This is a genomic window from Mesorhizobium sp. WSM4904, assembly GCF_029674545.1.
In the GTDB taxonomy this organism is placed as follows: Bacteria; Pseudomonadota; Alphaproteobacteria; order Rhizobiales; family Rhizobiaceae; genus Mesorhizobium.
The window spans coordinates 6,381,295-6,407,784 of the sequence record NZ_CP121354.1 but is presented as its reverse complement, the minus strand read 5'-3'; the positions used below and the strand labels follow the sequence as shown (position 1 = coordinate 6,407,784).

28 protein-coding genes are annotated in these 26,490 nt (G+C 61.4%); 13 read left to right on the top strand and 15 right to left on the bottom strand.

Annotated elements, in window-relative coordinates; all coding sequences use genetic code 11:
• Positions 1-21: 21 nt before the first annotated feature.
• From QAZ47_RS30940 to QAZ47_RS30925, 4 genes are all read left to right on the top strand, one after another.
• Complete coding sequence (locus tag QAZ47_RS30940) at positions 22-1,173, top strand: patatin-like phospholipase family protein (RefSeq protein WP_278231922.1); 1,152 nt, start codon at positions 22-24, stop codon at positions 1,171-1,173.
• Between the two features lie 30 nt (positions 1,174-1,203).
• On the top strand, positions 1,204-2,598 hold the full coding sequence (locus tag QAZ47_RS30935) for an NAD(P)/FAD-dependent oxidoreductase (RefSeq protein ID WP_278231921.1): 1,395 nt from the start codon (positions 1,204-1,206) through the stop codon (positions 2,596-2,598).
• A gap of 16 nt (positions 2,599-2,614) precedes the next feature.
• Complete coding sequence (locus QAZ47_RS30930; protein ID WP_278231920.1) at positions 2,615-3,961, top strand: NAD(P)/FAD-dependent oxidoreductase; 1,347 nt, start codon at positions 2,615-2,617, stop codon at positions 3,959-3,961.
• A 140-nt stretch (positions 3,962-4,101) separates the two neighbouring features.
• Entirely contained in the window at positions 4,102-4,800 is a 699-nt protein-coding gene (locus QAZ47_RS30925) for a peroxiredoxin-like family protein (protein ID WP_278231919.1), read from the top strand.
• Here QAZ47_RS30925 and QAZ47_RS30920 read toward each other — a convergent pair.
• Entirely contained in the window at positions 4,784-5,689 is a 906-nt protein-coding gene (locus tag QAZ47_RS30920) for a LysR family transcriptional regulator (RefSeq protein ID WP_278231918.1), read from the bottom strand. The genes QAZ47_RS30925 and QAZ47_RS30920 overlap by 17 nt on opposite strands.
• 154 nt (positions 5,690-5,843) lie before the next feature.
• The gene (locus QAZ47_RS30915; RefSeq protein WP_278204713.1) at positions 5,844-6,731 is read right to left on the bottom strand and encodes a LysR family transcriptional regulator; all 888 of its coding nucleotides are present in this window, start codon (positions 6,729-6,731) and stop codon (positions 5,844-5,846) included.
• A 108-nt stretch (positions 6,732-6,839) separates the two neighbouring features.
• Here QAZ47_RS30915 and QAZ47_RS30910 point away from each other — a divergent pair, with 108 nt between their 5' ends.
• Positions 6,840-7,502 carry a peroxiredoxin-like family protein gene (locus tag QAZ47_RS30910; RefSeq protein WP_278231917.1) on the top strand — a complete coding sequence of 221 codons (663 nt, stop codon included), beginning with the start codon at positions 6,840-6,842 and terminating at the stop codon, positions 7,500-7,502.
• A gap of 19 nt (positions 7,503-7,521) precedes the next feature.
• Positions 7,522-8,754, top strand: coding sequence for an MFS transporter (locus QAZ47_RS30905; protein WP_278231916.1), 1,233 nt, complete (start codon positions 7,522-7,524; stop codon positions 8,752-8,754).
• 217 nt (positions 8,755-8,971) lie between these two features.
• Here the strand turns inward: QAZ47_RS30905 and QAZ47_RS30900 are convergent, their stop codons facing one another.
• Positions 8,972-9,160: a hypothetical protein gene (locus tag QAZ47_RS30900; protein WP_278231915.1), complete on the bottom strand. Its 189-nt coding sequence runs from the start codon at positions 9,158-9,160 to the stop codon at positions 8,972-8,974.
• Positions 9,161-9,349: 189 nt separating this feature from the next.
• On the opposite strand from QAZ47_RS30900, the gene QAZ47_RS30895 reads away from it, so the two are divergent.
• Positions 9,350-10,825 carry an NAD-dependent succinate-semialdehyde dehydrogenase gene (locus QAZ47_RS30895; protein WP_278231914.1) on the top strand — a complete coding sequence of 492 codons (1,476 nt, stop codon included), beginning with the start codon at positions 9,350-9,352 and terminating at the stop codon, positions 10,823-10,825.
• A gap of 76 nt (positions 10,826-10,901) precedes the next feature.
• Here QAZ47_RS30895 and QAZ47_RS30890 read toward each other — a convergent pair whose 3' ends face one another.
• Together QAZ47_RS30890 and QAZ47_RS30885 are read right to left on the bottom strand one after the other, a co-directional pair.
• Positions 10,902-11,648 carry a GGDEF domain-containing protein gene (locus QAZ47_RS30890; protein WP_278231913.1) on the bottom strand — a complete coding sequence of 249 codons (747 nt, stop codon included), beginning with the start codon at positions 11,646-11,648 and terminating at the stop codon, positions 10,902-10,904.
• Between the two features lie 240 nt (positions 11,649-11,888).
• Positions 11,889-12,590, bottom strand: coding sequence for a thermonuclease family protein (locus QAZ47_RS30885; protein WP_278231912.1), 702 nt, complete (start codon positions 12,588-12,590; stop codon positions 11,889-11,891).
• Between the two features lie 206 nt (positions 12,591-12,796).
• Between QAZ47_RS30885 and QAZ47_RS30880 the strand changes: the two genes are divergently transcribed.
• A complete protein-coding gene (locus QAZ47_RS30880) occupies positions 12,797-13,333 on the top strand; it encodes a hypothetical protein (RefSeq protein ID WP_278075402.1) in 537 nt (178 codons plus the stop codon).
• 50 nt (positions 13,334-13,383) lie between these two features.
• Here the strand turns inward: QAZ47_RS30880 and QAZ47_RS30875 are convergent, their stop codons facing one another.
• The 10 genes from QAZ47_RS30875 to QAZ47_RS30830 all read right to left on the bottom strand — a co-directional run bounded on the left by QAZ47_RS30875 (position 13,384) and on the right by QAZ47_RS30830 (position 21,545).
• A complete protein-coding gene (locus QAZ47_RS30875; protein WP_278231911.1) occupies positions 13,384-13,944 on the bottom strand; it encodes a hypothetical protein in 561 nt (186 codons plus the stop codon).
• Positions 13,941-14,495 (bottom strand): L,D-transpeptidase, encoded by a 555-nt coding sequence (locus QAZ47_RS30870; protein WP_278231910.1) that lies wholly within the window; start codon positions 14,493-14,495, stop codon positions 13,941-13,943. Before QAZ47_RS30870 ends, QAZ47_RS30875 begins: the two co-directional genes overlap by 4 nt.
• A 64-nt stretch (positions 14,496-14,559) precedes the next feature.
• Positions 14,560-15,726, bottom strand: coding sequence for an AAA family ATPase (locus QAZ47_RS30865; protein WP_278231909.1), 1,167 nt, complete (start codon positions 15,724-15,726; stop codon positions 14,560-14,562).
• Positions 15,727-15,730: 4 nt separating this feature from the next.
• A complete protein-coding gene (locus QAZ47_RS30860) occupies positions 15,731-16,324 on the bottom strand; it encodes a TadE/TadG family type IV pilus assembly protein (protein WP_278233914.1) in 594 nt (197 codons plus the stop codon).
• Positions 16,325-16,362: 38 nt separating this feature from the next.
• Positions 16,363-16,896 (bottom strand): TadE/TadG family type IV pilus assembly protein, encoded by a 534-nt coding sequence (locus QAZ47_RS30855; RefSeq protein WP_278231908.1) that lies wholly within the window; start codon positions 16,894-16,896, stop codon positions 16,363-16,365.
• Complete coding sequence (locus tag QAZ47_RS30850) at positions 16,877-18,406, bottom strand: pilus assembly protein TadG-related protein (protein WP_278231907.1); 1,530 nt, start codon at positions 18,404-18,406, stop codon at positions 16,877-16,879. The genes QAZ47_RS30855 and QAZ47_RS30850 overlap by 20 nt, the downstream gene beginning before the upstream one ends.
• 66 nt (positions 18,407-18,472) lie before the next feature.
• A complete protein-coding gene (locus QAZ47_RS30845) occupies positions 18,473-18,775 on the bottom strand; it encodes a hypothetical protein (protein ID WP_278231906.1) in 303 nt (100 codons plus the stop codon).
• Positions 18,762-20,207 (bottom strand): type II and III secretion system protein family protein, encoded by a 1,446-nt coding sequence (locus tag QAZ47_RS30840; RefSeq protein ID WP_278231905.1) that lies wholly within the window; start codon positions 20,205-20,207, stop codon positions 18,762-18,764. Before QAZ47_RS30840 ends, QAZ47_RS30845 begins: the two co-directional genes overlap by 14 nt.
• 49 nt (positions 20,208-20,256) lie before the next feature.
• A complete protein-coding gene (gene cpaB / locus QAZ47_RS30835) occupies positions 20,257-21,285 on the bottom strand; it encodes a Flp pilus assembly protein CpaB (protein WP_347567171.1) in 1,029 nt (342 codons plus the stop codon).
• A gap of 80 nt (positions 21,286-21,365) precedes the next feature.
• Positions 21,366-21,545, bottom strand: a complete 180-nt coding sequence (locus tag QAZ47_RS30830; protein ID WP_278231903.1) for a Flp family type IVb pilin — start codon at positions 21,543-21,545, stop codon at positions 21,366-21,368.
• A 495-nt stretch (positions 21,546-22,040) separates the two neighbouring features.
• On the opposite strand from QAZ47_RS30830, the gene QAZ47_RS30825 reads away from it, so the two are divergent.
• The 5 genes from QAZ47_RS30825 to QAZ47_RS30805 are packed head-to-tail and all read left to right on the top strand — an operon-like array spanning position 22,041 to position 26,475.
• The gene (locus tag QAZ47_RS30825) at positions 22,041-23,420 is read left to right on the top strand and encodes a CpaF family protein (protein ID WP_278231902.1); all 1,380 of its coding nucleotides are present in this window, start codon (positions 22,041-22,043) and stop codon (positions 23,418-23,420) included.
• Positions 23,420-24,391 carry a type II secretion system F family protein gene (locus QAZ47_RS30820; protein WP_278231901.1) on the top strand — a complete coding sequence of 324 codons (972 nt, stop codon included), beginning with the start codon at positions 23,420-23,422 and terminating at the stop codon, positions 24,389-24,391. Before QAZ47_RS30825 ends, QAZ47_RS30820 begins: the two co-directional genes overlap by 1 nt.
• A 42-nt stretch (positions 24,392-24,433) precedes the next feature.
• Positions 24,434-25,357: a type II secretion system F family protein gene (locus tag QAZ47_RS30815; protein WP_278233913.1), complete on the top strand. Its 924-nt coding sequence runs from the start codon at positions 24,434-24,436 to the stop codon at positions 25,355-25,357.
• 51 nt (positions 25,358-25,408) lie between these two features.
• Positions 25,409-25,960 carry a tetratricopeptide repeat protein gene (locus QAZ47_RS30810; protein WP_278231900.1) on the top strand — a complete coding sequence of 184 codons (552 nt, stop codon included), beginning with the start codon at positions 25,409-25,411 and terminating at the stop codon, positions 25,958-25,960.
• Entirely contained in the window at positions 25,957-26,475 is a 519-nt protein-coding gene (locus tag QAZ47_RS30805; RefSeq protein ID WP_278231899.1) for a prepilin peptidase, read from the top strand. The genes QAZ47_RS30810 and QAZ47_RS30805 overlap by 4 nt, the downstream gene beginning before the upstream one ends.
• The last annotated feature ends 15 nt before the right edge of the window (positions 26,476-26,490 follow it).

Sequence of the window (26,490 nt, the reverse complement as noted above, 5' to 3'; positions counted from 1 at the left end):
CCTGCACCAGGAGCGAAAGCCATGAACAAGTTCACGCGAAACCAGCCCGTTTCCGAGCCGGCAGTCGAGGTCACAAGCCAAGGCGAGGCCAAACGCCAGACCGTCCTTGTCCTTCAAGGCGGCGGTGCGCTTGGTGCCTATCAGGCCGGCGTCTACCAGGCGCTGGTCGAAGGCGGCATCGAACCGGATTGGGTCATCGGCACGTCGATCGGCGCCATCAATGCCGCGCTGATTGCCGGGAACGAACCGCAAGATCGACTCCCCAGGCTGCGGGAATTCTGGGAAGGCGTCAGCCGGAGCAGCCCAATCGACGAGTTCTTTCGGATGATGGTCCCGAGCAACATCTTCGCCAATACGACCACGCTGATGCGAGGGATACCGGGCTTCTTCGAACCCAACCCGAGCGCGCTGTTCGGGATCAACCGGGAAGTGGGCGTTGAGAACGCCTCCTATTACTCCACGGATCCTCTGAAGAGGACACTCGGCGACCTGGTCGACTTCGACTATCTCAACCGGCGCCATACGCGATTGACAGTCGGCGCCGTCAACGTCAACACCAGCGAACTCAGATACTTCGACAGCAGTCAGATGCCGCTGTCGGCGGCCCACATCATGGCATCGGGAGCCCTGCCGCCGGCCTTCCCGGCGGTTTGCATCGACGGCGAGCCCTATTGGGACGGCGGGGTCTACTCCAATACCCCGATAGAGGTCGTGCTCGACGCGCGACCGCGTCGCGACGCGCTGATCTTCGCGGTCAACATGTGGCAGCCGCGGGGCTCCGAGCCAAAATCGATCTGGCAGGTCATGGGGCGGCAGAAAGATCTCCAATACGCCAGCCGTGGCAGAAGCCACGTCGCCCGCCAGGAGCAATTGCATCGGCTCAGGCACGTCGTGCGCGAAATGGGAAAACTCGTCCCGGAGGAGCGGCGCGACGATCCGATGTTCAAGGAACTCGCCTCCTATGGTTGCCCGTCGGTCATGCACCTCGTTCGGCTGCTGTCCCCACGCCTCGACGGCGAGGATCACACCAAGGACATCGACTTCACGCGCGCAGGCATCCGCACCCGTTGGCAGGCGGGATACGAGCATGGGCAGCGCGTCCTCTTGCAGAAGCCGTGGGAATGCGAAGTCGACATGCTGCAAGGCATCGTCATCCACGAATCCCAAGAATGAACACTGCCCGAGAAGGAACGGAGAATTCCGATGCAGATCATAACTCCGGGCATGCGGCTCATTCCGGAAGCGGTGCTTGCCAATGACGCAGCGCTTTTCCGCACGATCCCTGAGACACCCTCGCATCGGGACAGATCGCTGCATCGCGTGGTCATCGTCGGCGGCGGCGCCGGAGGGCTGGAACTGGCGACCCGCCTTGGTCGCAAGTTCGGTCGAGGGCGGCTTTCGGTCACGCTGGTCGACCGCAGCCGCACCCATATCTGGAAGCCGCTCCTGCATGAGGTGGCATCGGGTGCCTTGAGCACGTCGCATGACGCCGTCGAATACATCGCTCACGCCAGTCGCAACCACTATCGATACCGTATCGGCGAGGTCGTCGGCGTCGACCGTGCAAAGCGCCAGATCTTCGTCGCGCCCAGCTTCGACGATGACGGCAGGCAGGTCATCCCGCCGCGCGTTCTTGGCTACGACACGTTGGTCATGGCCGTCGGCAGCGTCAGCAACGATTTCGGCACGCCAGGTGCGGCTCGTCACGCCGTCTCGCTCGACACGGCGGAGCAGGCCGCTCGTTTCAACAGGCGCATGATAGACGCGTGCCTGCGCGCCAACGCGCAATATGAGCAGCTGTCGCCTGGCCAGCTCCATTGCGTCATCGTCGGCGCGGGAGCCACCGGTGTCGAGCTGGCCGCGGAATTGCATAGATCGATGCGCGAAATTGCCTCGCACAATCTCGACAACATCGATTTCGAGAGGCTGATCCGCATCACCCTCGTCGAGGCCGGACCGCGCATTCTGCCCGCCCTTCCGGAGCACATGGCCCACGCTTCGGCGCGCCTGCTCATCAAGCTGGGTGTGCAGATCCGGTGCGGCATCAAGGTCACCGAAGTCACGGAAGACGGCATCCGGCTTGGCGAAAAGCTGTTCCTGCCGGCCGAACTCGTGGTCTGGGCCGCCGGGATCAAGGCGCCGGATTTCCTCAAAGGTCTCGATGGCCTCGAGACAGATCGCATCAACCGCCTGATCGTGGACGAAACCTTGCGCGCCGTCGGAGACGAGGATGTGTTCGCGATTGGCGACTGCGCGAACTGCGTCCTGCCGGGCGAAGACAGCGCCTTGCCGCCGCGCGCCCAGACAGCCCATCAGCAGGCAGAACACATGGCGAAGGTGGTTGCGGCACGTCTCGCGGGGCAGGCGGCGCCGGCGTATCGCTACCGCGACTATGGTTCCCTCGTATCGCTCGCCGACTACGGTGCGTTCGGCAGCCTGATCGGAGGGCTGAAGATCGAAGGTCTCGTTGCGAGGCTTGCCTATCGCTCGCTGCACAAGATGCATCTCAAGACGGTGCATGGCCTGGCGAAGACAACTCTGGCGTCGATCGGCGAGATGATAGTCAGGCGCGCAAGACCGCGGATCAAGCTTCATTAGCGGCGGAGGCGGTGCGATGGAAAAGTATGACGTCATCATCCTGGGCGGTGGCAATGCCGGAATGGGCGTCACGGTCGCGACGCGCGCCGCCGGACTTTCCGTCGCTATGGTCGAGGCGCGCGACCTCGGCGGCACCTGCCCCAATCGCGGCTGCACGCCGAAAAAGGTTCTGGTCGCCGCGGCTCATGCGCTCGACGAGATCGACAGGGCCGGCAGTCATGCAATCACGGTCGATAAGCCGCGGCTCGATTGGCGGGCCTTGATCGAACGGGAAAAGGAGATCATCAGGGATATCCCATCCCGACTGTCCGGATTGATGGCCAAGCGAGGCGTCGATGTCATCTACGGCGAGGCTGCATTCGTCGGCAGCAACGCGATCCGCGTCGATGGCCGTGAGTTCGAGGCCAGGAACATCGTCATCGCCACCGGATCCAAGCCGCGTCCGCTGCCGATCCCGGGCGCCGAGCATCTGACGACTTCCGACGATGTTCTGAGCGATCCTGTGCTGCCGCGTGCGGTGGTGTTCATCGGCGGCGGCGTCATCGCTTTCGAGCTGGGGCATGTCTATGCGCGCGCCGGCGTCGACGTGACGATCCTCGAGGCCCTGCCGCAACTTCTCGGGGGCTTCGACGCGGATGCCGTTGCCCAGCTCCGCGGCGAGAGCGAGCGGCTCGGTATCGGCATCCACACCAAGGCTTGGGTCAGGAAAGTCGAAGAGGCCGGCGGACGGCTGCGGGTAAGCTTTGCGAAGGACGGCGTCGAATCCGTGGTGGAAGCGGATCGGGTCGTCAACTGCGCAGGGCGGGTGGCCGATGTCGAGGGCCTAGATCTTGGCGCCGGTGTCGTCGTGCACAGAGAAGGCCGTATCGAAATCGACAATCACCTGCGCTCGCGCTCCAATCCCGACGTCTACGTCTGCGGCGACGCGGTATGGAACTCCCCCCAGCTTTCGCCGATAGCGACCTATGAAGGCGGGATCGTCGGCCGCAACATCGTCGACGGACCGAAGCATCGACCCGACTACAGCCATATCCCAGCCTCGCTTTACAGCATTCCGGCTGTGGCAGGCGTTGGACTGACCGAGGCCAAGGCGAGGGAACGGGGCCTTCACGTCAAGATCCATGTGAACGACATGCAGGGATGGCTCTCCGCGAGGACCTATGCGGAGGCGGTTGCATGGTCGAAGATCATCGTCGAGGAGACGACAGATCGGATCGTCGGAGCCCACCTGGTAGGCCATGCCGGCGAGGAGCTGATCCACATCTTCGGGCTTGCCATGAAATACGGGATCCCCGCTCGCGGGCTGTCCGAGATGGTCTGCGCGTTCCCGACTTTTTCGGCCGATATCAGGAACATGTTGTAACAAATTGAGGTCTGGCGGCGAACGGAATACGAACCTCGCCCGCTTTGATGCGTGCAAGGCATCAAAACCATGCAAGAAAAACATGGCCGTGGCCGGGGGGCTTCGATGATAGGCTGCGGCAGATCGATGAGAGCGCAGAAATGGCCGCCGAGCCCATGACATTTGAAAAGGCCGTCCAGGCAGCCGTTGAACTTGATGCGCCTCTCAACGAGCGACTGGCGGTGATTGCCGCGGCGGTCCGACGGATCGACGCGAATTTCGCCGATGCGGTAGACCGCTTGGTGGAACGCCTGGAGAAACAGGGTGCCGGAGCGGCGGCGCCAAAGCCCGGCGATGTCATGCCGCCATTCCTTCTGCCGGACGACGAGGGCAGGCTGGTTGGGCTGGCCGACATCCTGCTCCAGGGGCCCGCTGTGATCACCTTCCAGCGCGGGCATTGGTGCCCTTACTGCCGTTTGAACGCGATCGGTATCGTCGAAGTTCAGCAGGAGATCGTGGCGTTGGGCGGGCAAATCGTGGCGATCATGCCCGAGCGAGGCAAATTCGCCAGGGCGATGAAGGCAGCGGTTGGCGCAAGCTTCCCCTTCCTGACCGATATGGACAATGGCTACGCTCTGTCTCTCAACCTGGCGATTTGGATCGGAACCGAGATGGAGCGGTTGATGGGCGTTGCCTACGACCTCCCAAGCTACCAGGGCAATCCCAGCTGGTTCCTGCCGATCCCTGCGACCTTCATCGTCGGGACGGACGGCGTCATCACGGATCGCTTTGTCGATCCCGATTACCGCCGACGCATGGACATTGACGATCTGATCACGGCGCTCAGGCGGGCTCGCTGACGCCGAAGGGCGACCAGTCCGCCGACCTCAGCAGGTTGAGCAAGGTCGTAGCGACCGCAGATCTATGCCTGCCGGCAACCGCGTAAACGGAGACGGTCCGCGAAACATCGAGATCGCGAAGTTTTAGCCGGCGCGTGTTCGGCGAGCGAGGGGCGGTCAGGGAGACGAATCCAACCCCGGCGTTGGCCTCGAGCAGCGCGAGAAGGTCCTGGTCGGTCTCGACTTCGTGCGCGGTTCGAGGGGTGAGGCCTTTCTCGGAGAGACGGCGCGACAATTCCTCGCTTGTCTCCCAATCGATCCGGCTGAGCACGGGTTCCGCAGCAAGCTGAGCCAACGCGACGTCGGCCTCGTTGCGGCGGGCCAGCGGATGGTCGGAATTCACGGCGAGTTCGATTCCTTCCTGGAAAAGTGGCCATGCGTCGAGGCGATCCCAAGCCTGACCCAGGGGGCCGGCAACGGCGAGTTCCACTTCGCCGCCCTTGAGCGCCTCTATGACGGCAACTGGCGAGCCGCGGTGGATCTTGAGATGCACGCCGGGATAAGCCCGGAAAAGTTCGGTGAAGGGCGAGACCAGCAGGGCGATATTGATGCTGTTGGAAATCGTCACGTTGAGCGGCGCGACATCGCTGCTTTGCACTGCCTTGGCAAGCGATTTGGCGGACGTCGCCGCATCATAACATTGCTGCAAAAGGGGCAGCATGCGCCGCCCGAGTTCCGTCAGGTGCGAGTGTTGGCGCTCGCGCCGAAGCAGTTCTCCGCCCAATTCCTCTTCGAGCGTCTTGATCGCACGCGTCAGCGCGGGCTGGGTGACGTTGCACTCCTCGGCCGCTCTGGTGAAGTTCAACGTACTGGACAGGGCCAGAAAGTAGCGGACCTGCTGCATCTCCATGAAACTTTCGCCCCCTCAGCGAAATGGTCTATCAGCGATGGCGCATATTGGAAGACTAACCTAATTGATCTCATTGAGCAAAGCGGCCGGCGTTGCGGCCGAAGTGCTTCTTTTGCGACATGGGATTCCGACGAACGGCATCACCGACTTATTGTCAGGAAGCGAGTGACTTGCTCAACCAATCGGCGAATCCCCTGGCCCGCTTGCTCGGCTGGCGCCCGGCTGGGAAAAGGGCGTGGATGGGTATGATCGGCAGTGCAAAATCCGGCAGCAGGCGACACAGGCGGCCGTCCTGCAGTTCTGCGTTGAACATCCATCCCGAACCGAATGCCACGCCAAGTCCTGCCACAACACATGCCGTGACGCCGGCCGAACTCGAGACTCTGATACGGGGGCTTTCGGGCAGGACAAAGCTGACCCGCGGGTCGATCAGTTCCTGAAACGTCGCACCGGAACTGTCGGAAGGCCCGAAGATCACCTGGTGCTGCGCCAGATCGGCAGGGCTGCTGGGCTCGCCGTGCCGAGCAATGTAGTCCGGCGCGGCAACGAGCAGCCGTGGCGTCTGCCCGACCTTGCGCGCCAACATGCTGGAATTGTCGAGCAGGCCAAGCCGGATCGCGACATCGGCGCCCTCTTCGGCAAGGTTGCGCCGGCGATCGTCCATCATCAACTCGACAGAGAGATTGGGATGCTCGGCGAGAAGGCTGGGCAGACGAGGAATGAGCGCGCGCACTGCGAATGTAACCGACAGCTCGACGCGCAGAACCCCGCGCAGTTCCTCATTGCCTGCGGCGGTGTCGGCCGCCGCCCCGAGATCTGCCAGCAGCGGTCGGATCTGGTCGAGATAGACTTGCCCCGCCTCAGTCAGCCCGACCTTGCGACTGGTGCGGATGAGAAGACGGGCGCCGATGCGCGCCTCCAGGTCGTTCAATATCCGCGACACGGACGGCTGCGAAAGACCGATCTCGCGAGCGACCTGCGAAAGGTTTCCCCGCTCGGCCACCCGCACGAAAACCTCAAGTTCCTGAAGCCTGTCGGCCATTCGTTTTCCGGATGATTGCTATGCTCTCTGGCAAGCTACCCCTCCTTTTGGAAATAGGCGAGGACATTCCGCCGCAAAAAATGCGGTCAAGATTTGGAGTGTTGTCTCATGTCTCTTCAGGAAAAGCTCGACGCCTTCAAAGCCGACTTTGAAGGCAAGGCCCCAAGGCAAGCGGTCGAGATCATGCACCGCGCGACCGCCGAACTCATAGCATCGGGTCAGGCCGCCCAGGCCTTGAAGGCAGGCGCCGTTGCCCCGGCATTCACGTTGTCGGAGGCTGATGGCGGGTCTGTCGCATCCGAAGATCTGCTTGCTCGCGGCCCGTTGGTGCTCAGTTTCTATCGCGGCGTCTGGTGCCCCTATTGCAACATCGAGCTTGGCGCCTTGCAGGAAGCTTGGCCCGCAATCCAGGCTACAGGCGCCCAACTGGTTTCCGTCTCGCCGCAGTCGCTGGCGAACGGCCGTAAGGCCAAGCGCGACAAGAAGATAGATTTTCCGATGCTGAGCGACCCCGACGGCAAGGTCTCCGATGCTTTCGGCCTGCGGTTTCGCCTGCCGGATGACTTGATCGAGCTGTATCGCAGCTTCGGCGTCGATCTGCCGCTGATCAACGAGGACTCCTCATGGACCTTGCCGATGCCGGCTCGCTTCGTGGTCAGACAGGACGGCGTCATCGCCTACGCAGAAGTCAGTCCGGACTACACACGCAGACCCGACCCGGCCGACCTTTTGCCGGTGCTCGAGCAACTGCAGGGCTCTATCGCGGCCTGAACCGATGGGTATGGACCGCATGGCAGTCGCCAACGTCACCGCAGCCAGCGCCGTCCGGCGCTGGTCGATGCTGGTCGTGATCTCGATCGGTGCCTTCCTGCCGATGACCACATGGTTTTCTGCAACGGCGATCGCGCCGCAACTGACGCAACTGTGGGGCCTCTCTCCGGCGGGGGGCGCCTGGGTCACCGGCGCAGTGCAGATCGGCTTTGCCATCGGCGCGTTGGGCTCCAGCATGATTGGCCTTTCGGATATGGTTTCGCCTCGCAAGCTAATCGGCGTCAGTGCTTTGACTGCCGCCGCGGCCAACCTCGGTCTATTGTTCGCACCCTCCGTCAGCTTGCTGCTGGTGGCCCGTTTTGTCACAGGCTTGGCGCTGGCGGGCGTGTATCCACCAGCGGTGAAGCTGGTGTCGACCTGGTTCAGTCGTGGACGGGGAACGGCGCTTGGCGTCCTCCTCGCGGCGCTGACGCTTGGTTCTGCCTTTCCTCATCTAATATCAGCCGGAGCCGCCGAATTGGCTTGGCATGACGTCATCGTGGCGACCTCCCTCGCGGCACTGGCTGGTGCCTTGTTGATCCTCCGGCTCGGCGAGGAAGGGCCTTATCCTTTCGCGAGATCGGCATTCGACCCTCGCCACATCAAAACGCTGGCGCGCAACCGCGCGCTCATGCTCGCCAATCTTGGCTATCTCGGTCACATGTGGGAGCTCTACGCCATGTGGGGCTGGATACTGGCCTACATCAGGGCAGGAAGTCCCGACATCGTAGCCGGCAGTTCTCGAGGTGCCTCCCTGCTCGCCTTCTTCGTGGTCGTGTCGGGCGGTATCGGCTCGATCCTAGGCGGGATAGCCGCGGATCGTATCGGCCGAACCGCGACCGCGGCGGCGATGATGGCGGTTTCCGGTCTCTGCGCGCTGACGATAGGCTTGGCCGTTGACGGTCCGTCTTGGCTGTTCGTCGCTGTCGCCGTTCTCTGGGGAGTAACCGTGGTCGGCGACTCCGCGCAATTTTCGGCGATGGCGACCGAATTGAGCGATCCGCGTTATGTCGGCACCGCGCTCTCCCTGCAGTTGAGCAGCGGCATCGCTCTCACCTTCGTTTCCATCCATCTGACCTCATTCGTGGCGGAGACGGTCGGCTGGCGCTGGAGCTTCCTGATCCTGGCGCCCGGCCCGCTGCTTGGCGTCGTCGCAATGCTGGCGCTGCGGCGCTTGCCCGCGGCACGACAAATAGCGCATGGACTGATGTAGTAGGTGCACCTGCGATGCGGAACTTGTTTGCGGAGCCGGCCTCTTCAAGGCTCATCCCTGCACCGGCCTGGCGGGACGCTTCCGCCAAGCGCGGCCATATACCTCACAAACAAGCCCCTGGCGCTGCGCTATTCGTAGTCAGCGGACCGGCGCGGTTTTCGGCAATCCACCGGGCCTGTGCGCCGCCTCGGTTCCGGATATCGCCGATATGGTGAAGCTAGCGGCCAGTATTGCGGTCCACCGAGACCACGCGGCCATTGATGCTGACCCGGATGGATGGGTCGGCCTCGGCGGCGACTGGCGTGCCGCCGCCAGCATGGATGATCAGTCCTTCGGCTTCCGGTTTCTGCCGCGGTTTCCTGGACGCCGAATAGTTGCCGCCGCTGATCTGGTCGGCTAGGCGCACAATCTGGTAGCAGGTGGCTGCTACAGGCCGCTCGAAGTCCGCGAATTCAGGACATCGATCGCTTCGAAGGCCGCCAGCTTGATCAGGTGGGTCTACCGCCACCTTTCCCAGGCCCTATGAGAGGCACGGATGTGCGGCATACAGGTTGGCGATTGATACCCATCAACTTGCTTGAGAAGGAAACCGGTATTGCCCCTGTGCCCGCCGATCATCCGCCATCTGAAATCCCCCGATCTGTTCGGCGCGATCGATCGTGTGCCGGTAATTGGCGCGCCGCTGAGCGGGCGCACGTTCGAGGTCCTCAATCCCTCGACCGGCGAAGTGTTGGCGGAACTTCCCGACATGGGCGTCGAGGAGACGCGCGCGGCGATCGACAGGGCCTATGTCGCCCAGGCCGAGTGGGCAGGGCTCACCGCCCGCGAGCGCAGCGAAATGCTGTGGCGATGGCATCAGCTGATCGTCGACCACACCGACGATCTCGCCGCGATCCTCACCGCGGAGATGGGCAAGCCGCTTGCCGAAGCCAGATCGGAAGTCTCGCATGCGGCGGCGTATCTGCAGTGGTATGCCGAGGAAGCCAATCGTATCTATGGCGAGACGATCTCGGCACCGTCGACGGACCGGCGCATGCTGGTGATCAAGCAGCCGATCGGCGTCGTCGGCACGATCACGCCGTGGAACTTTCCAGCATCGATGGTGGCGCGCAAGATCTCGCCGGCGCTGGCTGCGGGCTGCGCCATCGTGCTGAAGCCTGCCGAACAGACACCGCTGGTCGCGGGCGCCATGTTCGCGCTCGCCGCCGAGGCCGGTTTTCCCGACGGTGTCGTGAACCTTGTCTACGCCTCCGAGGGCGCTGCGGTGGGGCGTGAGCTCTGCCACAATCCCAAAGTGCGCAAGATCAGCTTCACCGGATCGACCGAGGTCGGGCGGCTGCTGATGCGCCAGTGTGCGGACCAGATCAAGAAGGTCAGCCTCGAGCTGGGCGGCAATGCGCCTTTCATTGTCTTCGACGACGCCGACATCGATGCCGCCGTGGACGGCGCGATTCAGGCGAAGTTCCGCAATGCCGGTCAGACTTGCGTTTCGGCGAACCGCCTTTACGTGCAGTCGGGCGTTCATGACGAGTTCGTCGATAAATTCGTGGAACGGGTTCGCCAGCTTCACGTTGGCGACGGTTTCGATCCCGGTGTCGCCATCGGCCCGCTGATCGACAGGCGTGCCTTGGGCAAGATCGAATCCCATATCGCCGACGCCGTGGCAAAAGGCGGTGCGATCCGGTGCGGCGGAGGCCGGATTGGCAGCGACGGCACATTTTTCCAGCCGACGGTCCTCACCAATATCTCCAGCGCGATGGCGGTGGCGCAAGAGGAGACCTTTGGACCGTTGGCCCCGGTCATCCGCTTCGAGGATGCGGATCAGGTCGTGCGTGAGGCCAACGACACGATCTACGGCCTCGCTGCCTATTTTTATGCTTCCAACCTGAAGCGCGTCTGGCGCGTGGCCGAGGCCTTGGAATATGGCATGGTGGGAATCAACACCGGACGTATGTCCTCTGAGGCCGCGCCTTTCGGCGGCATGAAGCAGTCCGGCATCGGGCGGGAAGGGTCCCGCCACGGCCTCGAGGACTACCTCGAGATGAAATATCTCTGCATGGGCGGAATCTGAGGCTTAAACGACCGCGCTACCTTTGAAGACCGATGTGCCCCGGAACGATCGCCCCAGGCAGGTCTCCGCTCGCAGGTCAGTTGCTGACATGCGACAACGCCAGGTCAGCCTCGTCCTGAGCCTGCAACAGAAGTTCCTCCGCGGACCGGAACATGTCCTCGAACGCCAGTTCATGCTCGAAGACAACGCCGCCGGCGCGGATGCTAAGCACGTCCTTGTCGCCTTTCGGCGCAAAATAGATCTGGCCGACCGCCTGTCGAATGCGTTCGCCGACCTCCTTGGCGTCCTGCTTCGTCGCGCCGGGAAGGAAAACCCCGAACATCGAATTTCCGAGCCGGCCGATCAGGTCGTCCTTGCGCACCGAGGATCGGACAGCCGAGGCTATGAGACGCAATGCTTCGTCGCCCCATCCAAAGCCGAAGCGCAGGTTGATCGACGCAAGATGTTCCGGGTGGATGACGAGGAAGGCGCCGGAGCGCGGGCCGGCCGGCCGCGCCGCCCTTCTGTCGACCATCGAGGTGAACACCGTCCCGTTGAGGCAGCCGGTCAGCCGGTCGTAGGTGCCGGACCTCGTCAGTTCCTGCCGGTAACGGCGCACCTCGACCTCTCTCCAGCCGAGCAAGGCAAAAAGCGGCAGCCCGATGATGATGGGCAGCAGCGTCGCGGTGATGACGCTGCGGCCGAATGGCGTCAACGCGTCTATGAACAGGAGCAGATAGTTGAGGCCAAGCGACAGGCCCACGCAGCCGGCGGTGCCCAGCAGGGACAGCCAAACGACATGCTTCCATGCTTTTGCCGGCGCGGTCTGTGTTTCTATGCTCACTGGCCAATCTCCCGTTGGACGCATTGGCTTAAAGGCCGTGTGTTACGATTTCCGTTTCAGCAAGGCCTACAATTTGAAGGAAATCAGAGTCTTTCTCCCTTGATGCGCCGGCGGTTGCACCCCGTTCTCGCTTGATGATCCGATTCGGCCACTGAAGCAGGTCAGCGCTTGGTAGGATCGCTGAACTCATTTAACCATTCCGTTTTTACGCAATTCCGAACCGAAGGCGGCTCGAGTGCTTCATTGCGGCGGGCCGAAGATGCCCATCTTGGCGCCCCGGGCCACGGATTCGGCCTTGCCGTAGATGCCCGAAGGCGAAGCTATGGCCCAGCCATTGGCAACGAGCCAGGCGCCGACATCCTGCTTGCCGAGCATGCAAGGCGCGGCGATGGCGAAACGGTCGGCGTCGGGCGGCAGCAGGCATTTCAGCGCCCGGCCGCGCATCCAGGCGTTGAAAGCGGCGCGTGCGCGCTGGCCGCAGGGCCAGACGGCATCGCCGAACGCGCAGGTCCTGTCGGGGTCGATATCGACGGTTCCGCTGATCATGACCCGGCGCCCCATGGCTTCGAAGATCGACGACGAGCTGGCGACCGGACGATAGAGCAGCGTCCCAGGCCAGTCCTGCGGCATCGGCGTCTTCAGCGGCGACGCGAGGCCGAGCTCGCCGAGCGGGGGTCGCGGCTCGATGCGCTCGATGCCGGACGCGTCGACCGGCGGCGGCGCGATCAGGTTCTCGGCTATCCTTCGCGCCGGCTGGCCTGGCCGCGCGTCGTGAATGGGTGCGTGAAGAGCGGGTCTGTCCTCGCCGGCATCCTGGGCCGGTGGCGAGGGGAGGTCGGGCGGCAACCAGTGCCTGGACCCGGCAATCAGCAGCGCGCCGGCGACCAGCCCGAGGCTGCCCAGCGTCGCGGCAAGCCGGCCGGTCGATCTTACCTCGCCCACAATCGCGCCCTCGCGGACCGGTTCCAACTGTCGATGATGCTGCCCGAACGCAATCCGCTCTGCCTTGTCAAACGGCACCGCACCTTCGCCGCGTCATACGACTATACATTAGCCGCCGGCGACATTGCTTGAAAAGCAAGGCGTTGCGTTAAGTCTCGCGCAACCAATGCGACCTACATTCAAGCATCGGATGTCGAGGGGATGACATGACGCGCAAGCCGACACTGCTCTTTGCCTTCCCGGCCCTCATGCTCTTCCTGCTGGCGGCGGAACGAACGGCGACATTCCTTCTCGGAACCTATTCGGCCAGTCCCGCCATGTGGCGCGTCTGGCTCGAGCTGCGCCCCTTCTCGACGATGTTCTGGCAGCAGGTGGATTTGTATCTCGGCGGCTCGATGGCCCTCGACGCCGCCATAATCTTCGTCGCGTCGGCTGCCTGCTGGATGGCCTGCCAGGCCAAAAGATCCGCCGGCTTCTTCCTCGCCAATCATGCCGCCCTGATGTTCGCCGGGCTGATGATCGCGGCCGGCAGCCACTCGGAAACGGCGAGCACGATTGCCAGCTTCACCGCGCCGCGCGGCCTGCAATTTTCGCTGATGATCGACTTCAGCTTGAAGAACTGCCTGGTGCTGTGCCTAGGGCTGGCGGCCTGCGCCTATTGCCATGTCGCTTTCCTGCGCGAGGCGAGGCTGCGCGCGGAAGCCCGCGCGATCCGCATCCTGGCGCTGCAGCGCGATCTTTAAGCCGTCGGTTTACTGATCGACGTTCCTTCCGCCATTCGCCCGGTGCGAGGTCAGTTGATCTTCTTGTAGTAGACCTTGCCGTCGGCCTGCTGGATGCGCTGGTAGGACGGGTTGGGTCCAGGCGGCGACACCTTGCGCTTGAACATCGGTGAGTACGCGGCCTCCGGTTCGGCGGGATTTTCAACGGCCGACGCGTCCGCTACCGTCGTGCCGGCGAAGGCTGGCTCCGGCGCCGCCCGTGGCATCTCGGCGTCTGCTGCGGCGGGCTGGCCCTGCTCCAGATGGGCGATATTGCCGTTGATCCGGCCGAAGCTCGCCTGCAATTGCCGGTCCAGCGTTTCGAACCGGCTCTGGAAGCCGTTGTTGACCGTATCGATGCGGGCGCCGATCCGCTGCTCGAACTGGCCGAGCTGGTCCAGCCGCGCCTCGATCGCCCTGAGGTCGTTGACGCCGCGATAGAGATAGATGGCGGCGGTGACGTTGACGAAGGTGACGAGCGCCGCACCTGCCATGACGGCGCCGATGGTCACCGCCCGGTTCGGCCTGCCCGGGGCTTTCTCCCGTTCGCCGAGTTCGATAGCCGGAATCTCCGGTTCGCTGATCATCGTCATTCAACCACCACCTTTGCGCCCACAGCGACGCGTTTGAAGAGATCGATCACATCCGTGTTCGTCAGCCGGAAGCAACCGGAAGTGCCGTCGAAACCGACGCCCTTCGGATCGTTCGTGCCATGGATGCGATAGAGCGTGTCGCGGCCGTCCCGCGACAGATACAGCGCCCTGGCGCCGAGCGGATTGTAGGGGCCGGCAGGCACCATCGCCGGCAGTTCCGGCTGGCGCGCGCGCATCTCCTTGGGCGGGCGCCATTCAGGCCATTCGGTCTTCGCCGCTATCTTGACCGTGCCGGTCCAGCCGAAGCCGTCGCGGCCGACGCTGATCTGATAGCGCAGCGCCTGGCCTGGACCCGTCACCAGATAAAGAGCCTTCTCGCTTTTGCGGATGATGATCGTTCCGGGTTGTTCGCCGGTCTGGAAGGCGACCGTCTTGCGCAGGCTGGGGCCCATCGCAGGAAGCGGCGGCAGCCCCGATCCGGCTGCGGCGGGATCGCAGGCCGGTGCGAGCGCAATGCCGATCAGCCAGGCGCCCGCAAGGCGTGTCGCCATCCGCCGCGTGTGCTTTGCCGCGATTGCGGACGCAAAACCGCTGCGTATCTTTCCTGGAATTGCGCTAGCGCTGCTGGGCATTGTCCAGCCGCTCCTTGAACATGCGCTTCAGGTCCTTGTTGAAGCGGGCCCGCCCATCCACCTCGGAGGGCAGGATGGCGCGGTTCAGCGCATCGGCGAGCAGCGCATTGTCCAGCGCCAGCGACTTGATGTGCGGCGCCTTGAAGATCTTCTCCAGCTCGCTGCGCGAGAAGTGGTTGCCGAACCATTTGCGCTTGTGCTTGTTGGCGACCAGCGTGATCGAGACGCCATTGCCGCGCAATTCGCGGATCTTCTTGTAGAGTCGCTTGCCTTGCCGGAGCGAGGCGACATTGAGCTCGAAGACGATGAAGATTTCGTCGCTGGTCCTAAGCACCGACTCGTGCCACGGCGTCTCGATGTTGGGCAGGTCGATGACGATGTCGTCGAAGCGGTAGGCGACGAGGTCGAGCAGGCGGAAGACGAAATCGGCGCCGTGCGGCTCGAACGGCAGCTGCGGCCGCTCGAAGGAATAGAGCGTGAGGCCCGAGGGCCGCGACAGCTTGATGACGTCCATCAGCTCGACGTCGAGCCGGTCCGGCTGGCCGATGATGCCGGAAAGGTCGAACTGGTTGAACTGGTTGAGATAGGCGCCGCAATTGGCGCTCTGGAAGTCGAGGTCGACGAGGCAGGTCGAGGCCGCCCGCTCGGCCGACTTCGAGGCGAGATGCTCCGCCGCCGAGATCGCCAGCGTGGTCGCGCCGGCGCCGCCGCTGGCGGCGATGAAGGTGATGATGCGGCTCTTCGTGCCCTGGCTGCCGGTGTCGTGGAAGGTTACGGCGTTGAGCAGCTCCTTGGGATCGAGCGGCTTGTGCAGCCAGTCCGACGCATTCATGCGCACCAGCACCCGCGTCTGTTCGGACGAAAGCTCGCCCGAGACCGCGATCAGCGGCACCGAGGCCCATTTGGAGCGCGCCTCGACGATCGCGCCATCGCCGAGCAGCTCGCCGCTGCCGAGGTCGAGGATGATGATGCCCGGCCGCGCATCGACCGGCGGCCCCTTCAGGAACTCGACCGCTTCCGAAACCTTGACGTCATAGATCGCCAGCGCGTCGAGCCGCGTCGTCACGTCGCGCCTGAAGTTCGGATCGGACGAAAACAGGGCAACCTGCTTGCGCTTCGTCGGCAGCACTCTGGTGTCGATGGCGTTCATTCGGCTAGCCTCCGTCGCCAAGATCTTCACCGGTCACGGTGCTTCGCATTGGCGGAATGTCGATGTTGGCAAATCCTAAAAGCCCACCAAGAAAAAAGAACTGGAACGGGTGACCGGGGCGGATTTCAACGATGATCGTTGGCACGGCACCGCCTGGCCGGGTCTGATAGCCAAGCCCACTCGACACATAGGTGATCTGCACGTCCCGTCGTCGCAATCCTGCGAAGAAATGGCACATGCCTGGACGCTGGCCCGCTGTAACCGCAGGGCAAGCATCATCATTCGAATAAGCGGTATCGCCGCGGAAGATACGGCTGAAATTGGCGTCCGAATAGTTGCTGCATGATGACGCATCTCCACCTATACAGATGTAGCGATAGCTGTTGGCGGCCGGATAAACGGGGATTGGATCGCCGGGAACTGCCGTTGGGCCAGCTGTCTTGACTCCAGGCGCGACAGGCGGCGAAACGGATGCCATGCGCGCGCCAACTTGCACAGCCTTGGCCGCTGCGTTCCACTGGAAGAAGGCGTTGCCGAAATCAACGAATCCAAGCGTCAGAACGAGCAGCAGCGTTATGGAGATAGCCGCCTCGACCATCACGGCACCGCTTTCGTCTCCGCTAAATCGGACGCAAGTCACCATCCGATATACCTTTCCTCGTGGGCTCCGGTTAGTGTGATAGGCCCTATACCGAGGTAGGTTAGCAGTGAGACGCCAGTGTAGGTGAACGACGTGCTAACCCGGACTGTGTATACGTTGGCGTCAGAACTTCTGTAGTTCTGATTGCCACTGCCGTCAGTAGTAATCGGGATTGTTAGATAAGTTGGTTGCACGGTTACGTTGGCTGCGCTCCAGCCGGAAACGCGCGGGGCGCCAGTCCCATCGACAGTTGCGGTCGCTGCAATGTTCGCAGCTACCAACTGACAGTCGATCCCCGAGAAAGATTGCTTGCAGCGTGCAGTATACCTCGCAGCGTCCCTTAGTCCGGCTTCAATCAGCAGCTTCTTTTCGATGAGATTGCCAAATTCAAAAACTCCCGCCGATAGTGAAAGCATCAATGGAGTGATGAGTGTCATCTCGACGAGCATCGCCCCCCGCTCGTCGCGGCGGAACTTGTCGAACAGGCGGCCCAGCAAATTGGGCATCGCGTTATCTGTAAAGTTGGACATCGTCGCGCACGAAATTTTCCATCGTGCCTCTGCCTCGGGAACCCGCGATATCGACAATTTCGGCCATGACTTCGTCGCCGGTGACGGCTTCGGTCAAGAACAAGCTGGCGAAGCCGATTGCAGGGGGAGCACCGCTCTGGCCATTAAGTTGCGATTGGACATAGGAATCACTGCAATCGACTACAGCTGCATAGATCAGGCGCCGATCTTCGTCGCCAACCGTTGACGCGCAAGCTGGTACGCCGGTCTCTCCACCAACAGACTGTGTGTGCACGAGCGAATTTGGATCTCCGACAGGAACGACGTTGCCATTGCTGTCGTGAGTATTCTCCCAATGGTAGAGATCGTAACGTGAAGGGGGATTGGTTGTATTGTTGTACGACGAGCCAAAATGCGTCAGCGCCGAGGTCATCTGGTTAGCGGCAGCGTATCCGGTGTAGTCCCATCCGCCGTTTCCAATCTGGCCCGTGAATGAAGTGTCACGGGTCAGTTGGTGATATCGGGTCGCATCCGTTGCGAGTTCCATGTTGCATGGATTTTGGCTGCCGGATCCCTGTCCATTACCGTTAGAGGCATATTGGAAGCCCTTACGCACATTCGGCGCAGGTGGCCAGCGAGGATCGGATTTCGACGGAAATCCACCTCCATTCGCATAGATATCAAAGCGCGTATTAAAAGCCGCCTTTACCTTGGTAGTCAGGTTGCCCGTCTGAGTGTAAATTCGCCTGGCGCTTACGCATTCCGGAACGCGGCCAATGGCGATATCAGTCGCAAGGTCTGTTTCGCCATAGCCGTGGCCGTCACTCGGTCGCAAGAAACCGAAATTGCCAGGTCCCCAGCTCGTGCTGCCAACGACCAGTTTGAGGCTCTTCTTGTAAAACTGGCCTGAGTTTGCCACTTCGTACAGACTCTGCCCGGGGAACGGGTTGCAGATAAACACCGGCACCATATCGCAGACAACCGCACCTGGACTTCCGGCCACCGCGGTAGCGCCCACCGTCAAGCCGTTAGAGCCGCCTAGGAACGATGCAGGAAATATTGAGCTGAAGCTTTCCGGCGTAACTGTCACTTGCACGAACAACGTTTCCGCCTGCGTGGTCGCATAATTGCTCGATGTTATGGGAGAACTGTCGCTGGCGGGAAGAGACTTTAAAAAACACCACGAAATATTGCCACGCGAGCGGCAGGAACTTGCGCCCGGATTGACGGTCACGCTGCCGGCACTTGCCAATGTCACCAAGCCTGAATTTGAAAAGCGAGTCGTATTGTCGACCAGGTTTTCCATTGCGCGCTCAGCACGTGTCCAAGCGTCGGGCGCGCCATCGAGTTCTGCTGCGGCCGCTATTGCAAAAGCATCGGCTCCCTTCTGCACATCATTATGAAGGTTGTTTGCTCGACTCATGTCGATGGCCAGCAAGGCAAAACCGATGATTGCCGGCAGCATGATGGTGACGAGGATAAGCGCTATGCCTCGCTGATCGCGCCAGAATCTGCATATGGTCCCCAACATGACCTTACTCGCTGTCCTTCTGCGCCCGCCCTCGTCGCCCAGCGCGTTTGTCTCCGCATCCTCTGTTCAGTTCAGCGGCGTGCTTGCGCCAGCCGGGCCGACATTCACCGTCATGTTCGTCGCCGGCGCGGATGTTGTGGGCGGAAGCTTGTATTTCTGAACGACGGCGACCGACCGCGCGCCGTCGCCTTCGATCTTCGTATTGTTCGAAGCCGGATTGTATGGATCGACCGTCTGCAGCAGCTGGTTGGCTTTCTGCGAGTCGCCTGACGCCAGCGTCATCGTGTCGTAATTGTTCAAATAGTCCGCGGCGCAGCCCGCAAGCAGGCTGGAGCCGAGAAGGACGAGCAGGAGCTTATTTCTTGACATAGACCAGCTTGTCCTTCGATTTGACATCCAACATGTGGCCATAGGGGCCGGTGACGCCGTCGCCCAGCTCATATTTGCGGATCATATCCTTGCTGACTTCGAGCTGGCCGAGTAGGAAAAGCTCGGGGTCGTTGGCCGGCTTGGTCTTGTCGAAAGGCGTCGCCAACTGTTCGCCAGGCTTCACCGGCCGCACCAGATGCGGCGTGACGATGACGACGAGCTCGGTCTCTTCCTTCTGCGTGCTCGAATTGTGGAACAGCGCGCCGATGATCGGCACCTGGCCGAGCCACGGCACCTGCTCCTGCAGCCTGGTGTTCTTGCTGGAGAGCAGTCCGCCCACGGCAAAGCTCTGGCCGTCACGCAGGTCGACCACGGTCGCCAGCTTACGATTTGTGAAGATCGGGTCGCCGGCAGGCGTGAAGCCGGTCAGGTCGCTGACTTCCGGCGCCAGCTTCATGTGGATCTTGCCGTCGTCGAGCACGACAGGCGTGAAGTTCAGATTGACGCCGAACTGCTTGAAAACGATTTCGATCTCGCCTTGGCTGTTGACGCTGCGGATCGGCACCTCGCCGCCGGCGTTGAAGCTTGCAGTTTCGCCTGAAACCGTGGTGAGGTTCGGTTCGGCGAGCAGCCGCACCAGCCCTTTCGACTCGAGCGCCTCGATGTACAAGTCAACTTTGACGTTGCTGTCGATGACGCGCGTAAGCAGTGCTCCGAACGGACTGGCATTGGACAGGAGCCCGCTGAGCAAAGTACCCGACCCGAGCACTACATTGTCTTTATCCACTGCGGCAATGCCGGTTCCGACTTTTGTGGTGCCGCTTCTATTCGTGCTCTTGAAGGACACGCCGAGATCGCGGCCGGCGTTGCGCTTGGCCTCCAGGATGCGGACCGAGAGATTGACCTGCTCGCTGTCGTCGATCGTGACGGCGTTGATGATGGCGTCGGGGCCGTATTGCTGCGTCACCTCGACGATCTGCGTTAACGTGGCCGCATCCTTGACATGGCCGCTCAGCCGAACCTTGCCGTTGATCGAGCCGATCTCGATGCGCGCTTTCGGCGCCACCTGGCGAATGGCGGCCGCCATGTCGCTGACATCCTGGCCGACCTCGATCTGGATGGCGCCCAGCGAGCGCTTGTCTTCGGAAAACAGGTTGACCGTGGTGGTGCCGACACTCTTGCCGATGATGTAGAGCGTCTTGTCGGTCATCGGCTGGGCATCGGCGATCTTTTCGTCGCCGACGACGATATCGCCCAGCGTCGCGTTGACCGTGATCGTCGCGGATTGGGAAACGGGCACGAACACGCGGTGCAGCGACGGGCTCGACACGTCGATGAAGCGGTCGGCCGCCCAGGCCGAATGGTCCAATAGCGCCGATACGCCCACCAAGGATAGCGCGGCCGCCGCTATCCGAACCCAAAACGCCTGCATTCCCCGTCTCCCCATTTGCTGCCTTGGCAGCCCGCCGCGCCGTACCTCGTCAGTCCTGTCGCGGCACCTCATACGATTCGAGCTTGACGCCCCGGAACACACCCACGGTCACCCGCGTGGGTGGCTCGGGCTGCACGTATTTGACCACTTCCTTGACCTGCGGAGCGGAAGCGACGACCGGCGCAGGCTTTGCCTTGTTCAACTCGTCGATCTTGCTGCCGACACGATCCACCGCCTTGGCCAGGCCGTCGATCTTGTCGTCCGCACGCTTGCGCTCTTCGGCAGCCGCGGCGTCCGCTGCTTTCTGCCTGTCGAGCTCCGCTTGGCGTTTCGCGACATCGTCCGGCGTATCGCCGGTCAGATCGGCGAGCGTGACGCGCTCTGTCGTCTCACCCTTGTTGGCCGCGGTCTGGCGAAGCGCCAGCGACAGCTGCCCGGCGCCGGCGGCTAGAGTCAGCTTCTGCGCATCCTTGGTGCTGACCTCAACGGTGACCGCCTTAACGACTTGCGGATTTTCCTTGCTTTCGTCGGCGACCTGGTCGACGGCAAGCACCTTGACGCTTTGCAGCAGCACGTCGACAAAGCTCCTGTCGGCGCCTTGGTCACCGCGAACGGTGCGGGTCAGCAGTATGTCGACACGGTCGCCGGGGAAGACAAAGCCCGCGACGCCGAGGACGTCATTCACGCGAATGGAGACGGCCTTCATGCCTTCCGCTAGCACCGCCGAGAGCGTGGCACGCTGGCCTGGGCCGGTGATCTTGGTGGCGAGAACCGGTTCGTTAACGCCGATCGCTTGAAGCGCCTGCTTGGTGCCGTCGCCAGCCAGAAGCTCCTTGGTTGTCTTGAAAGCGCCAGATGGAACCGCGCCCGCAGGCCAAGCGATCTCGCGCAATTTGTCGGCGCTCAGTGAGTCGCCGAATTTGAGCGGCACTGCGGCTACCACAACGGTATCGCGCGCCACATCGCCGGGCTTAGCCATGGCGCTGCGCTGATTGGCAAGCCACATGTTGGCAAGCACTACCGCGAGCACGCCAAAGACTCCGGCAAGGATGATCATAATTATAGTGTTCGCGCGCATCCCCAGCCCCCGCTGAAACTATTCTAAGCGCCATCGGCGCCAGGCGTATCCCGGCGCCGATGATGTCTCAGTATTGCCGATTACGTACCCGAAATCGCTGAGTACAATGCGGTCCACTTACCGCTCACCCAGGTGCCGACCAGGATAATGGTCGCGATCACGGCAACGGTGATGATGCCGAGAAGAACCGTGTATTCGACCATAGCAGCACCGTTCTCTTCGTCGCGGAACTGCCGGGCCATCGTCATGAGCTTCTTCATGCCAATTTCTCCCTTTGGAGGTTTGAACCCGACGAGACGAGCCTAAGGATGAACCCCATACCCAAGCATCCCCCGTCACTTTCAATCCTTGTCCCGCAAAAAAGCCGAGTCAAACGGATTAACAGTCCCTTAACCTTTCAATACTCGATTTGAAGCTCTTTCATTTTTGACAACAGCTTGATTCGTTTCGGTTTTCAAGTGATCTTAACCATTCATTCACAATTCGGCCGCGCCCGTGCCCTAGTGGCTACAACATTAGAGGTATGACATATCCGTTTATATTAAATGGCTTACCGGGATAATCGGCCGGGTGGCGCCAAAGGTCCTAGGACTTTAGTCTGTGCTCGTGGCGCGCGGCAAAATAAAACGATTTCCCGGATCGCAACTTCTTAACTATGTCGCAAGTAATAAGTCCAGTGTGTCCTCCGCGCCGCTTGTGCCCCATGTGGTTAACGCTTAGTTTCGATGTCGGGGAAATCGCAAAGGGGCAGCGGCATGTTGGGTCGCTTCATCAAAGGGCAGGGTGAGCAGCGCGCGCCGCAACAGGCGCCCTTGATAGCCAATGGCGCGGCGGTCGTGCAGCCAGTCCAGGCCGAGCCGGTCTCGGACGATTTCCTGTCGCTCAAGGTCGACCTGCATCGTCATCTCATAGACAGGTTCAATCTGACCGCCCTTGAAAATGCTTCCAAGGACGAGATCCTGAACGAGATCCGGCCGATCGTGCGTGAATTCGTCCGTGGCCGAAACACTCCGCTCAACGCGCGAGAGCTCGACCAGCTGACCAGCGACACGGCGGACGAGATGCTGGGGCTCGGACCGATTGAGCCTCTACTCAAGGACGATTCGATCGCCGACATCCTGATTAATACGCACAAGCATGTGTTTATCGAGCGCCGCGGTGTATTGGAAGAAACGGCGATCCGTTTCCGCGATGAGGCGCATCTGCTTCGGATCGTCAACAAGATCGTCTCGAATATCGGCAGGCGTGTCGACGAATCGGCGCCGATGGTTGATGCGCGCCTCGACGACGGTTCTCGCGTCAACATCGCCGTGCGGCCGATCTCGGTCGATGGTCCGCTGGTCTCGATCCGCAAGTTCTCCAAGCATCCCTATTCGCTGGAACGGCTGATCGCGTTCAACTCGATCCGCCCGCCGATGGTCGAACTGCTGCGGATCGCGGTGCAGTCGCGCAAATCGATCCTGGTCTCGGGCGGTACCGGCAGCGGCAAAACCACGCTGCTGAATGCCTTGTCCAGCTACATTCCCAGCAGGGAGCGCCTGGTTACCATCGAGGACGCCGCGGAACTGCAATTGCAGCAGCCGCATGTTGGCCGATTGGAGACTCGCCCTCCTAATATCGAGGGCAAAGGTGAGGTCCGTCAGCGTGAGTTGTTGAAGAACGCGCTGCGCATGCGTCCGGACCGCATCATCGTCGGCGAGGTGCGCGGCGAGGAAGCGTTCGACATGCTGCAGGCCATGAACACCGGCCATGAAGGCTCGATGACGACCATTCACGCCAACACGCCGAGAGATGCGATCTCTCGCCTCGAGCAGATGGTCGGCATGGCTGGCATGCCGATGACCAACGACTCGATCCGGGCTCAGATCGCCTCGGCCATCGACATTATCGTGCAAACACAGCGCCTTTCCGATGGCGGACGACGAGTGGTTTCGATTTCCGAGATTACCGGCATGGAAGGCAACGTCGTCCAGTTGCAGGAAATCTATCATTTCGTTCGGCGCGATATTGCCTCAGACGGCACGATCATCGGCGAGTTTCGCGCCACCGGGGTTCGGCCGCGTTTTGCGACAGAAGTCGCGACCCTGGGGCATCATTTCGCCAAGGACGCCTTCAATCCGCAGGTGCCGCTCTGATGATTTCCGGCCAAACGCTGCTTTATCTGGTCTACGTGCTAGCCGCTGCCTCGGTCATTCTCGCCGTTGAGGTTATGTACGTCTCGGTTGCGGGGACGCGCGCAAGAGCAGGCATAATAAACCGCCGCCTTCAAGTTATGGGCGAGGATGCTCCGGCGGAACGGAGCCTGCAAGGGCTTCTCCAGGAGCGTGGTTTGACGTCATCGGGCGATTTTGCCTTTGGCGCCGTAGCCCTCAATCGCCTTTACACACAGTCCGGTATAACTGGCAATCCGATCAGTTTTGCGGCAGTCTTCTTGTTGGCGGGGCTCGTGCTAGCCTTGGTCGCCACACTTCTCCTGGATTTCTCGACTTCCTTCGCGGGTCTCGTCTTCCTGTTTGTTGCATTCGCTTTGCCTTTCCTCGTGCTGCGGCGAGCTAGAGACAAGCGGATTGCCAAATTCGCCAGCCAGCTTCCTGACGCGCTCGACATGATCGTGCGCTCCCTTCGCGCCGGTCATCCGACAACCGTGGCGATCGGGCTCGTGGCACGTGAAATGCCGGATCCGCTTGGAACCGAATTCGGCATTGTCTCGGATGAGATCTCGTTTGGCCTCAGCCTTGAGCAGGCCGTGCGAAAGTTATCAGAGCGTGTCGGCTTCGAGGGATTGCACCTTCTGTCCGTGTCACTTTCCATTCAGGCAAAGACCGGTGGCAATCTCACTGAAATCCTGTCCAACCTGGCGTCGGTCTTGCGCGAGCGGCGCAAGCTTCGACTGAAGATCAGGGCCTTGTCGGCCGAGGGTCGGATGTCGGCATGGATCATCTCACTCTTTCCGGTGCTGATGTTCCTCATCCTGTTGGGAATTGCCCCGAGCTATTATGGCGACGTTTGGAACAGTCCGCTCATTATGCCGGTGTTCCTGCTCTTCGGAGCCTGGGCGCTATTGGGTGACTACATCATGTACCGCATGGTCAATTTCGATTTCTAGGACTGGGTCATCGGCTTGCTGAACGATCTTGGAAATTCGCCGATGTTACTATCCCTCGCCATATTTTTGGCGGCGGGCACGCTTTTCCTCCTGATCGCCCTGGTACTGGCACCGGTTCTCCAGACGAGAAAGCGGATCGCTGAAAGCCTTTTGTCGGAGGGGATAACAAGTCGCCGCTCGCTGACGGCGCAACAGGAAATTAATAAGTTGTCGGCCCAGCGTCCTGTCGACGCTTACTTCCGTGCTATCGAGAAAGAGCGCGGTGAACCCAATGCTCTTGAGGCAAAACTCTTCCGCGCCGGCTTCCACCAGCCGAGTGCGCCAATCATCTATACGATCTCGCGTCTGGGCGCAGTATGCATTGGCTTTCTCGTCAGCTACGCTTTGTTTTCCCACTTGCTGCCACCTCGACTGCCGAGTGTATTCGCCTTTGCCGGGGCGGCTCTGATCGGTCTGGGCTGCATCGTCATCCCAAGTATCATGCTCGATCGCTTTGAGAATACTCAAAAGCAGATCTACCGGCGCGGCTTTCCTGACTTTATGGACATGATGATTACCTGCGCCGATGCAGGCATGAGCCTGGAGGCCGCGGTTGATCGAGTTGGCAACGAACTCGCCGGCACCCACAAATGGCTCGGCATTCAGCTTTCTATCATGAATCTACAGCTGCGCGCCGGCAAACCGTTGCGCGAGGCGCTGCGCGAATTGGCGGATCGCATCGGCCTTGATGAGGCGAAGGCCCTTGCGGTGCTGTTTCGTCAATCGGAGGAGCTCGGCACGAGCCTCACCGAGGCGTTGCGCGTCTATAGCGACGAAATGCGTAACCAGAGGATCATGCGCGCGGAAGAGCAGGCCAATGCGCTACCGGTCAAGATGATGATCCCACTGGGCCTGTGCATCTTCCCGGTTGTGCTGATGGTGGTCATGCTGCCGGTGATCATTCGCATGAAAGGCATTTTCTTCTAACTCGTCATATGATTAGTTTCTAAACAGAGTCGGGGACTCGTGGGACACACAATGACACGGCCAAAGCGCATCGCAGTCGCGGCCAGCCTGCTGCTTATCTTCCTTGCAGGTTGCCAGACGAATGACTCCACCGGCGGTGTCGTTCGCACCAACGAGCCCGCCAAAGGCGACTACACCGCCTTTGGCGACGCCTTCGACGGGCTGAAGACGATCAGCGACGTCGACTACTATGCATCGGACCAGGCGGTCACCGAGGCCAAGACCCAGTTCCGTTCCGAGAACTACGGCAACGCCGGCGCCCTGTTCTACAAGGCCACACGGCTGGCGCCCAATGACGGCGTCGCCTGGCTGGGTCTTGCCGCCTCGTGCGATCGCATCCGGCGCTTCGACCTTGCCGACCTCGCCTACGGCCGCGCCTATCGTTTGCTTGGCGCGACGCCGGAATATTACAACAATCTCGGCTACTCCTATCTGCTGCGCGGCAAGCTGCAGGAAGCGCGTGATAATTTCCTCAAGGCCTACGAGCTCGCGCCCAACGATCCGACCGTGGCCAACAATCTGAAGCTGCTATCGTCCAGCGTGCGGAACATCGAGCGGTCATGAGCCTTCTGCTCGCGGTATCGCTCTTCTTCAAGATGCTTTCCGTTCCCCTGCTCGGAAGGATTGCCTGGCTCGACTTCACGACCCAGAAAATATCGAACCGCGACGTCCTGATGCTGCTTTGCCTAGGCCTCGGTTCCTTACAACTGATGTCCGTTCAGGCGGGATCGTGGTGGGACATGGGATTAAGCGCTATCGCCGCATTGCTGCTGTTTGTCGTTCTCTTTCCGCTCTGGGCTCTGCGGAAGCTGGGCGCTGGCGACGTGAAACTGATGGCGATTATTCCATTCGTGATTGGAGGCCCTGGCCTTGCTTTCTTCTCGATTTTGCTCCTGCTGTTTGCGCTCGCCACTGCTGCGGTCATAAAATATCCTTTTATGCTGCCCGAGGGGGCTTTCCGCGTTTACGTTCAGCACCTGGACCGTAAGGGTGTCGTACCGTTCGGGGTGCCAATCTCGCTCGCTGCGATCTGCACGATAGTGCTGCTGCTCACGAATAGCGTATATGCTCATGTGTGACGGACCGCGACAGCG

Excerpts from the sequence above, each read along its gene's own strand:
- QAZ47_RS30940 (WP_278231922.1), top strand. The coding sequence starts at position 22 with ATGAACAAGTTCACGCGAAACCAGCCCGTTTCCGAGCCGGCAGTCGAG.
- QAZ47_RS30935 (WP_278231921.1), top strand. The coding sequence starts at position 1,204 with ATGCAGATCATAACTCCGGGCATGCGGCTCATTCCGGAAGCGGTGCTT.
- QAZ47_RS30930 (WP_278231920.1), top strand. The coding sequence starts at position 2,615 with ATGGAAAAGTATGACGTCATCATCCTGGGCGGTGGCAATGCCGGAATG.
- QAZ47_RS30925 (WP_278231919.1), top strand. The coding sequence starts at position 4,102 with ATGGCCGCCGAGCCCATGACATTTGAAAAGGCCGTCCAGGCAGCCGTT.
- QAZ47_RS30920 (WP_278231918.1), bottom strand. The coding sequence starts at position 5,689 with ATGGAGATGCAGCAGGTCCGCTACTTTCTGGCCCTGTCCAGTACGTTG.
- QAZ47_RS30915 (WP_278204713.1), bottom strand. The coding sequence starts at position 6,731 with ATGGCCGACAGGCTTCAGGAACTTGAGGTTTTCGTGCGGGTGGCCGAG.
- QAZ47_RS30910 (WP_278231917.1), top strand. The coding sequence starts at position 6,840 with ATGTCTCTTCAGGAAAAGCTCGACGCCTTCAAAGCCGACTTTGAAGGC.
- QAZ47_RS30905 (WP_278231916.1), top strand. The coding sequence starts at position 7,522 with ATGGCAGTCGCCAACGTCACCGCAGCCAGCGCCGTCCGGCGCTGGTCG.
- QAZ47_RS30880 (WP_278075402.1), top strand. The coding sequence starts at position 12,797 with ATGACGCGCAAGCCGACACTGCTCTTTGCCTTCCCGGCCCTCATGCTC.
- QAZ47_RS30875 (WP_278231911.1), bottom strand. The coding sequence starts at position 13,944 with ATGACGATGATCAGCGAACCGGAGATTCCGGCTATCGAACTCGGCGAA.
- QAZ47_RS30870 (WP_278231910.1), bottom strand. The coding sequence starts at position 14,495 with ATGGCGACACGCCTTGCGGGCGCCTGGCTGATCGGCATTGCGCTCGCA.
- QAZ47_RS30865 (WP_278231909.1), bottom strand. The coding sequence starts at position 15,726 with ATGAACGCCATCGACACCAGAGTGCTGCCGACGAAGCGCAAGCAGGTT.
- QAZ47_RS30860 (WP_278233914.1), bottom strand. The coding sequence starts at position 16,324 with ATGGTCGAGGCGGCTATCTCCATAACGCTGCTGCTCGTTCTGACGCTT.
- QAZ47_RS30855 (WP_278231908.1), bottom strand. The coding sequence starts at position 16,896 with ATGTCCAACTTTACAGATAACGCGATGCCCAATTTGCTGGGCCGCCTG.
- QAZ47_RS30850 (WP_278231907.1), bottom strand. The coding sequence starts at position 18,406 with ATGTTGGGGACCATATGCAGATTCTGGCGCGATCAGCGAGGCATAGCG.
- QAZ47_RS30845 (WP_278231906.1), bottom strand. The coding sequence starts at position 18,775 with ATGTCAAGAAATAAGCTCCTGCTCGTCCTTCTCGGCTCCAGCCTGCTT.
- QAZ47_RS30840 (WP_278231905.1), bottom strand. The coding sequence starts at position 20,207 with ATGCAGGCGTTTTGGGTTCGGATAGCGGCGGCCGCGCTATCCTTGGTG.
- cpaB (WP_347567171.1), bottom strand. The coding sequence starts at position 21,285 with ATGCGCGCGAACACTATAATTATGATCATCCTTGCCGGAGTCTTTGGC.
- QAZ47_RS30830 (WP_278231903.1), bottom strand. The coding sequence starts at position 21,545 with ATGAAGAAGCTCATGACGATGGCCCGGCAGTTCCGCGACGAAGAGAAC.
- QAZ47_RS30825 (WP_278231902.1), top strand. The coding sequence starts at position 22,041 with ATGTTGGGTCGCTTCATCAAAGGGCAGGGTGAGCAGCGCGCGCCGCAA.
- QAZ47_RS30820 (WP_278231901.1), top strand. The coding sequence starts at position 23,420 with ATGATTTCCGGCCAAACGCTGCTTTATCTGGTCTACGTGCTAGCCGCT.
- QAZ47_RS30815 (WP_278233913.1), top strand. The coding sequence starts at position 24,434 with ATGTTACTATCCCTCGCCATATTTTTGGCGGCGGGCACGCTTTTCCTC.
- QAZ47_RS30810 (WP_278231900.1), top strand. The coding sequence starts at position 25,409 with ATGACACGGCCAAAGCGCATCGCAGTCGCGGCCAGCCTGCTGCTTATC.
- QAZ47_RS30805 (WP_278231899.1), top strand. The coding sequence starts at position 25,957 with ATGAGCCTTCTGCTCGCGGTATCGCTCTTCTTCAAGATGCTTTCCGTT.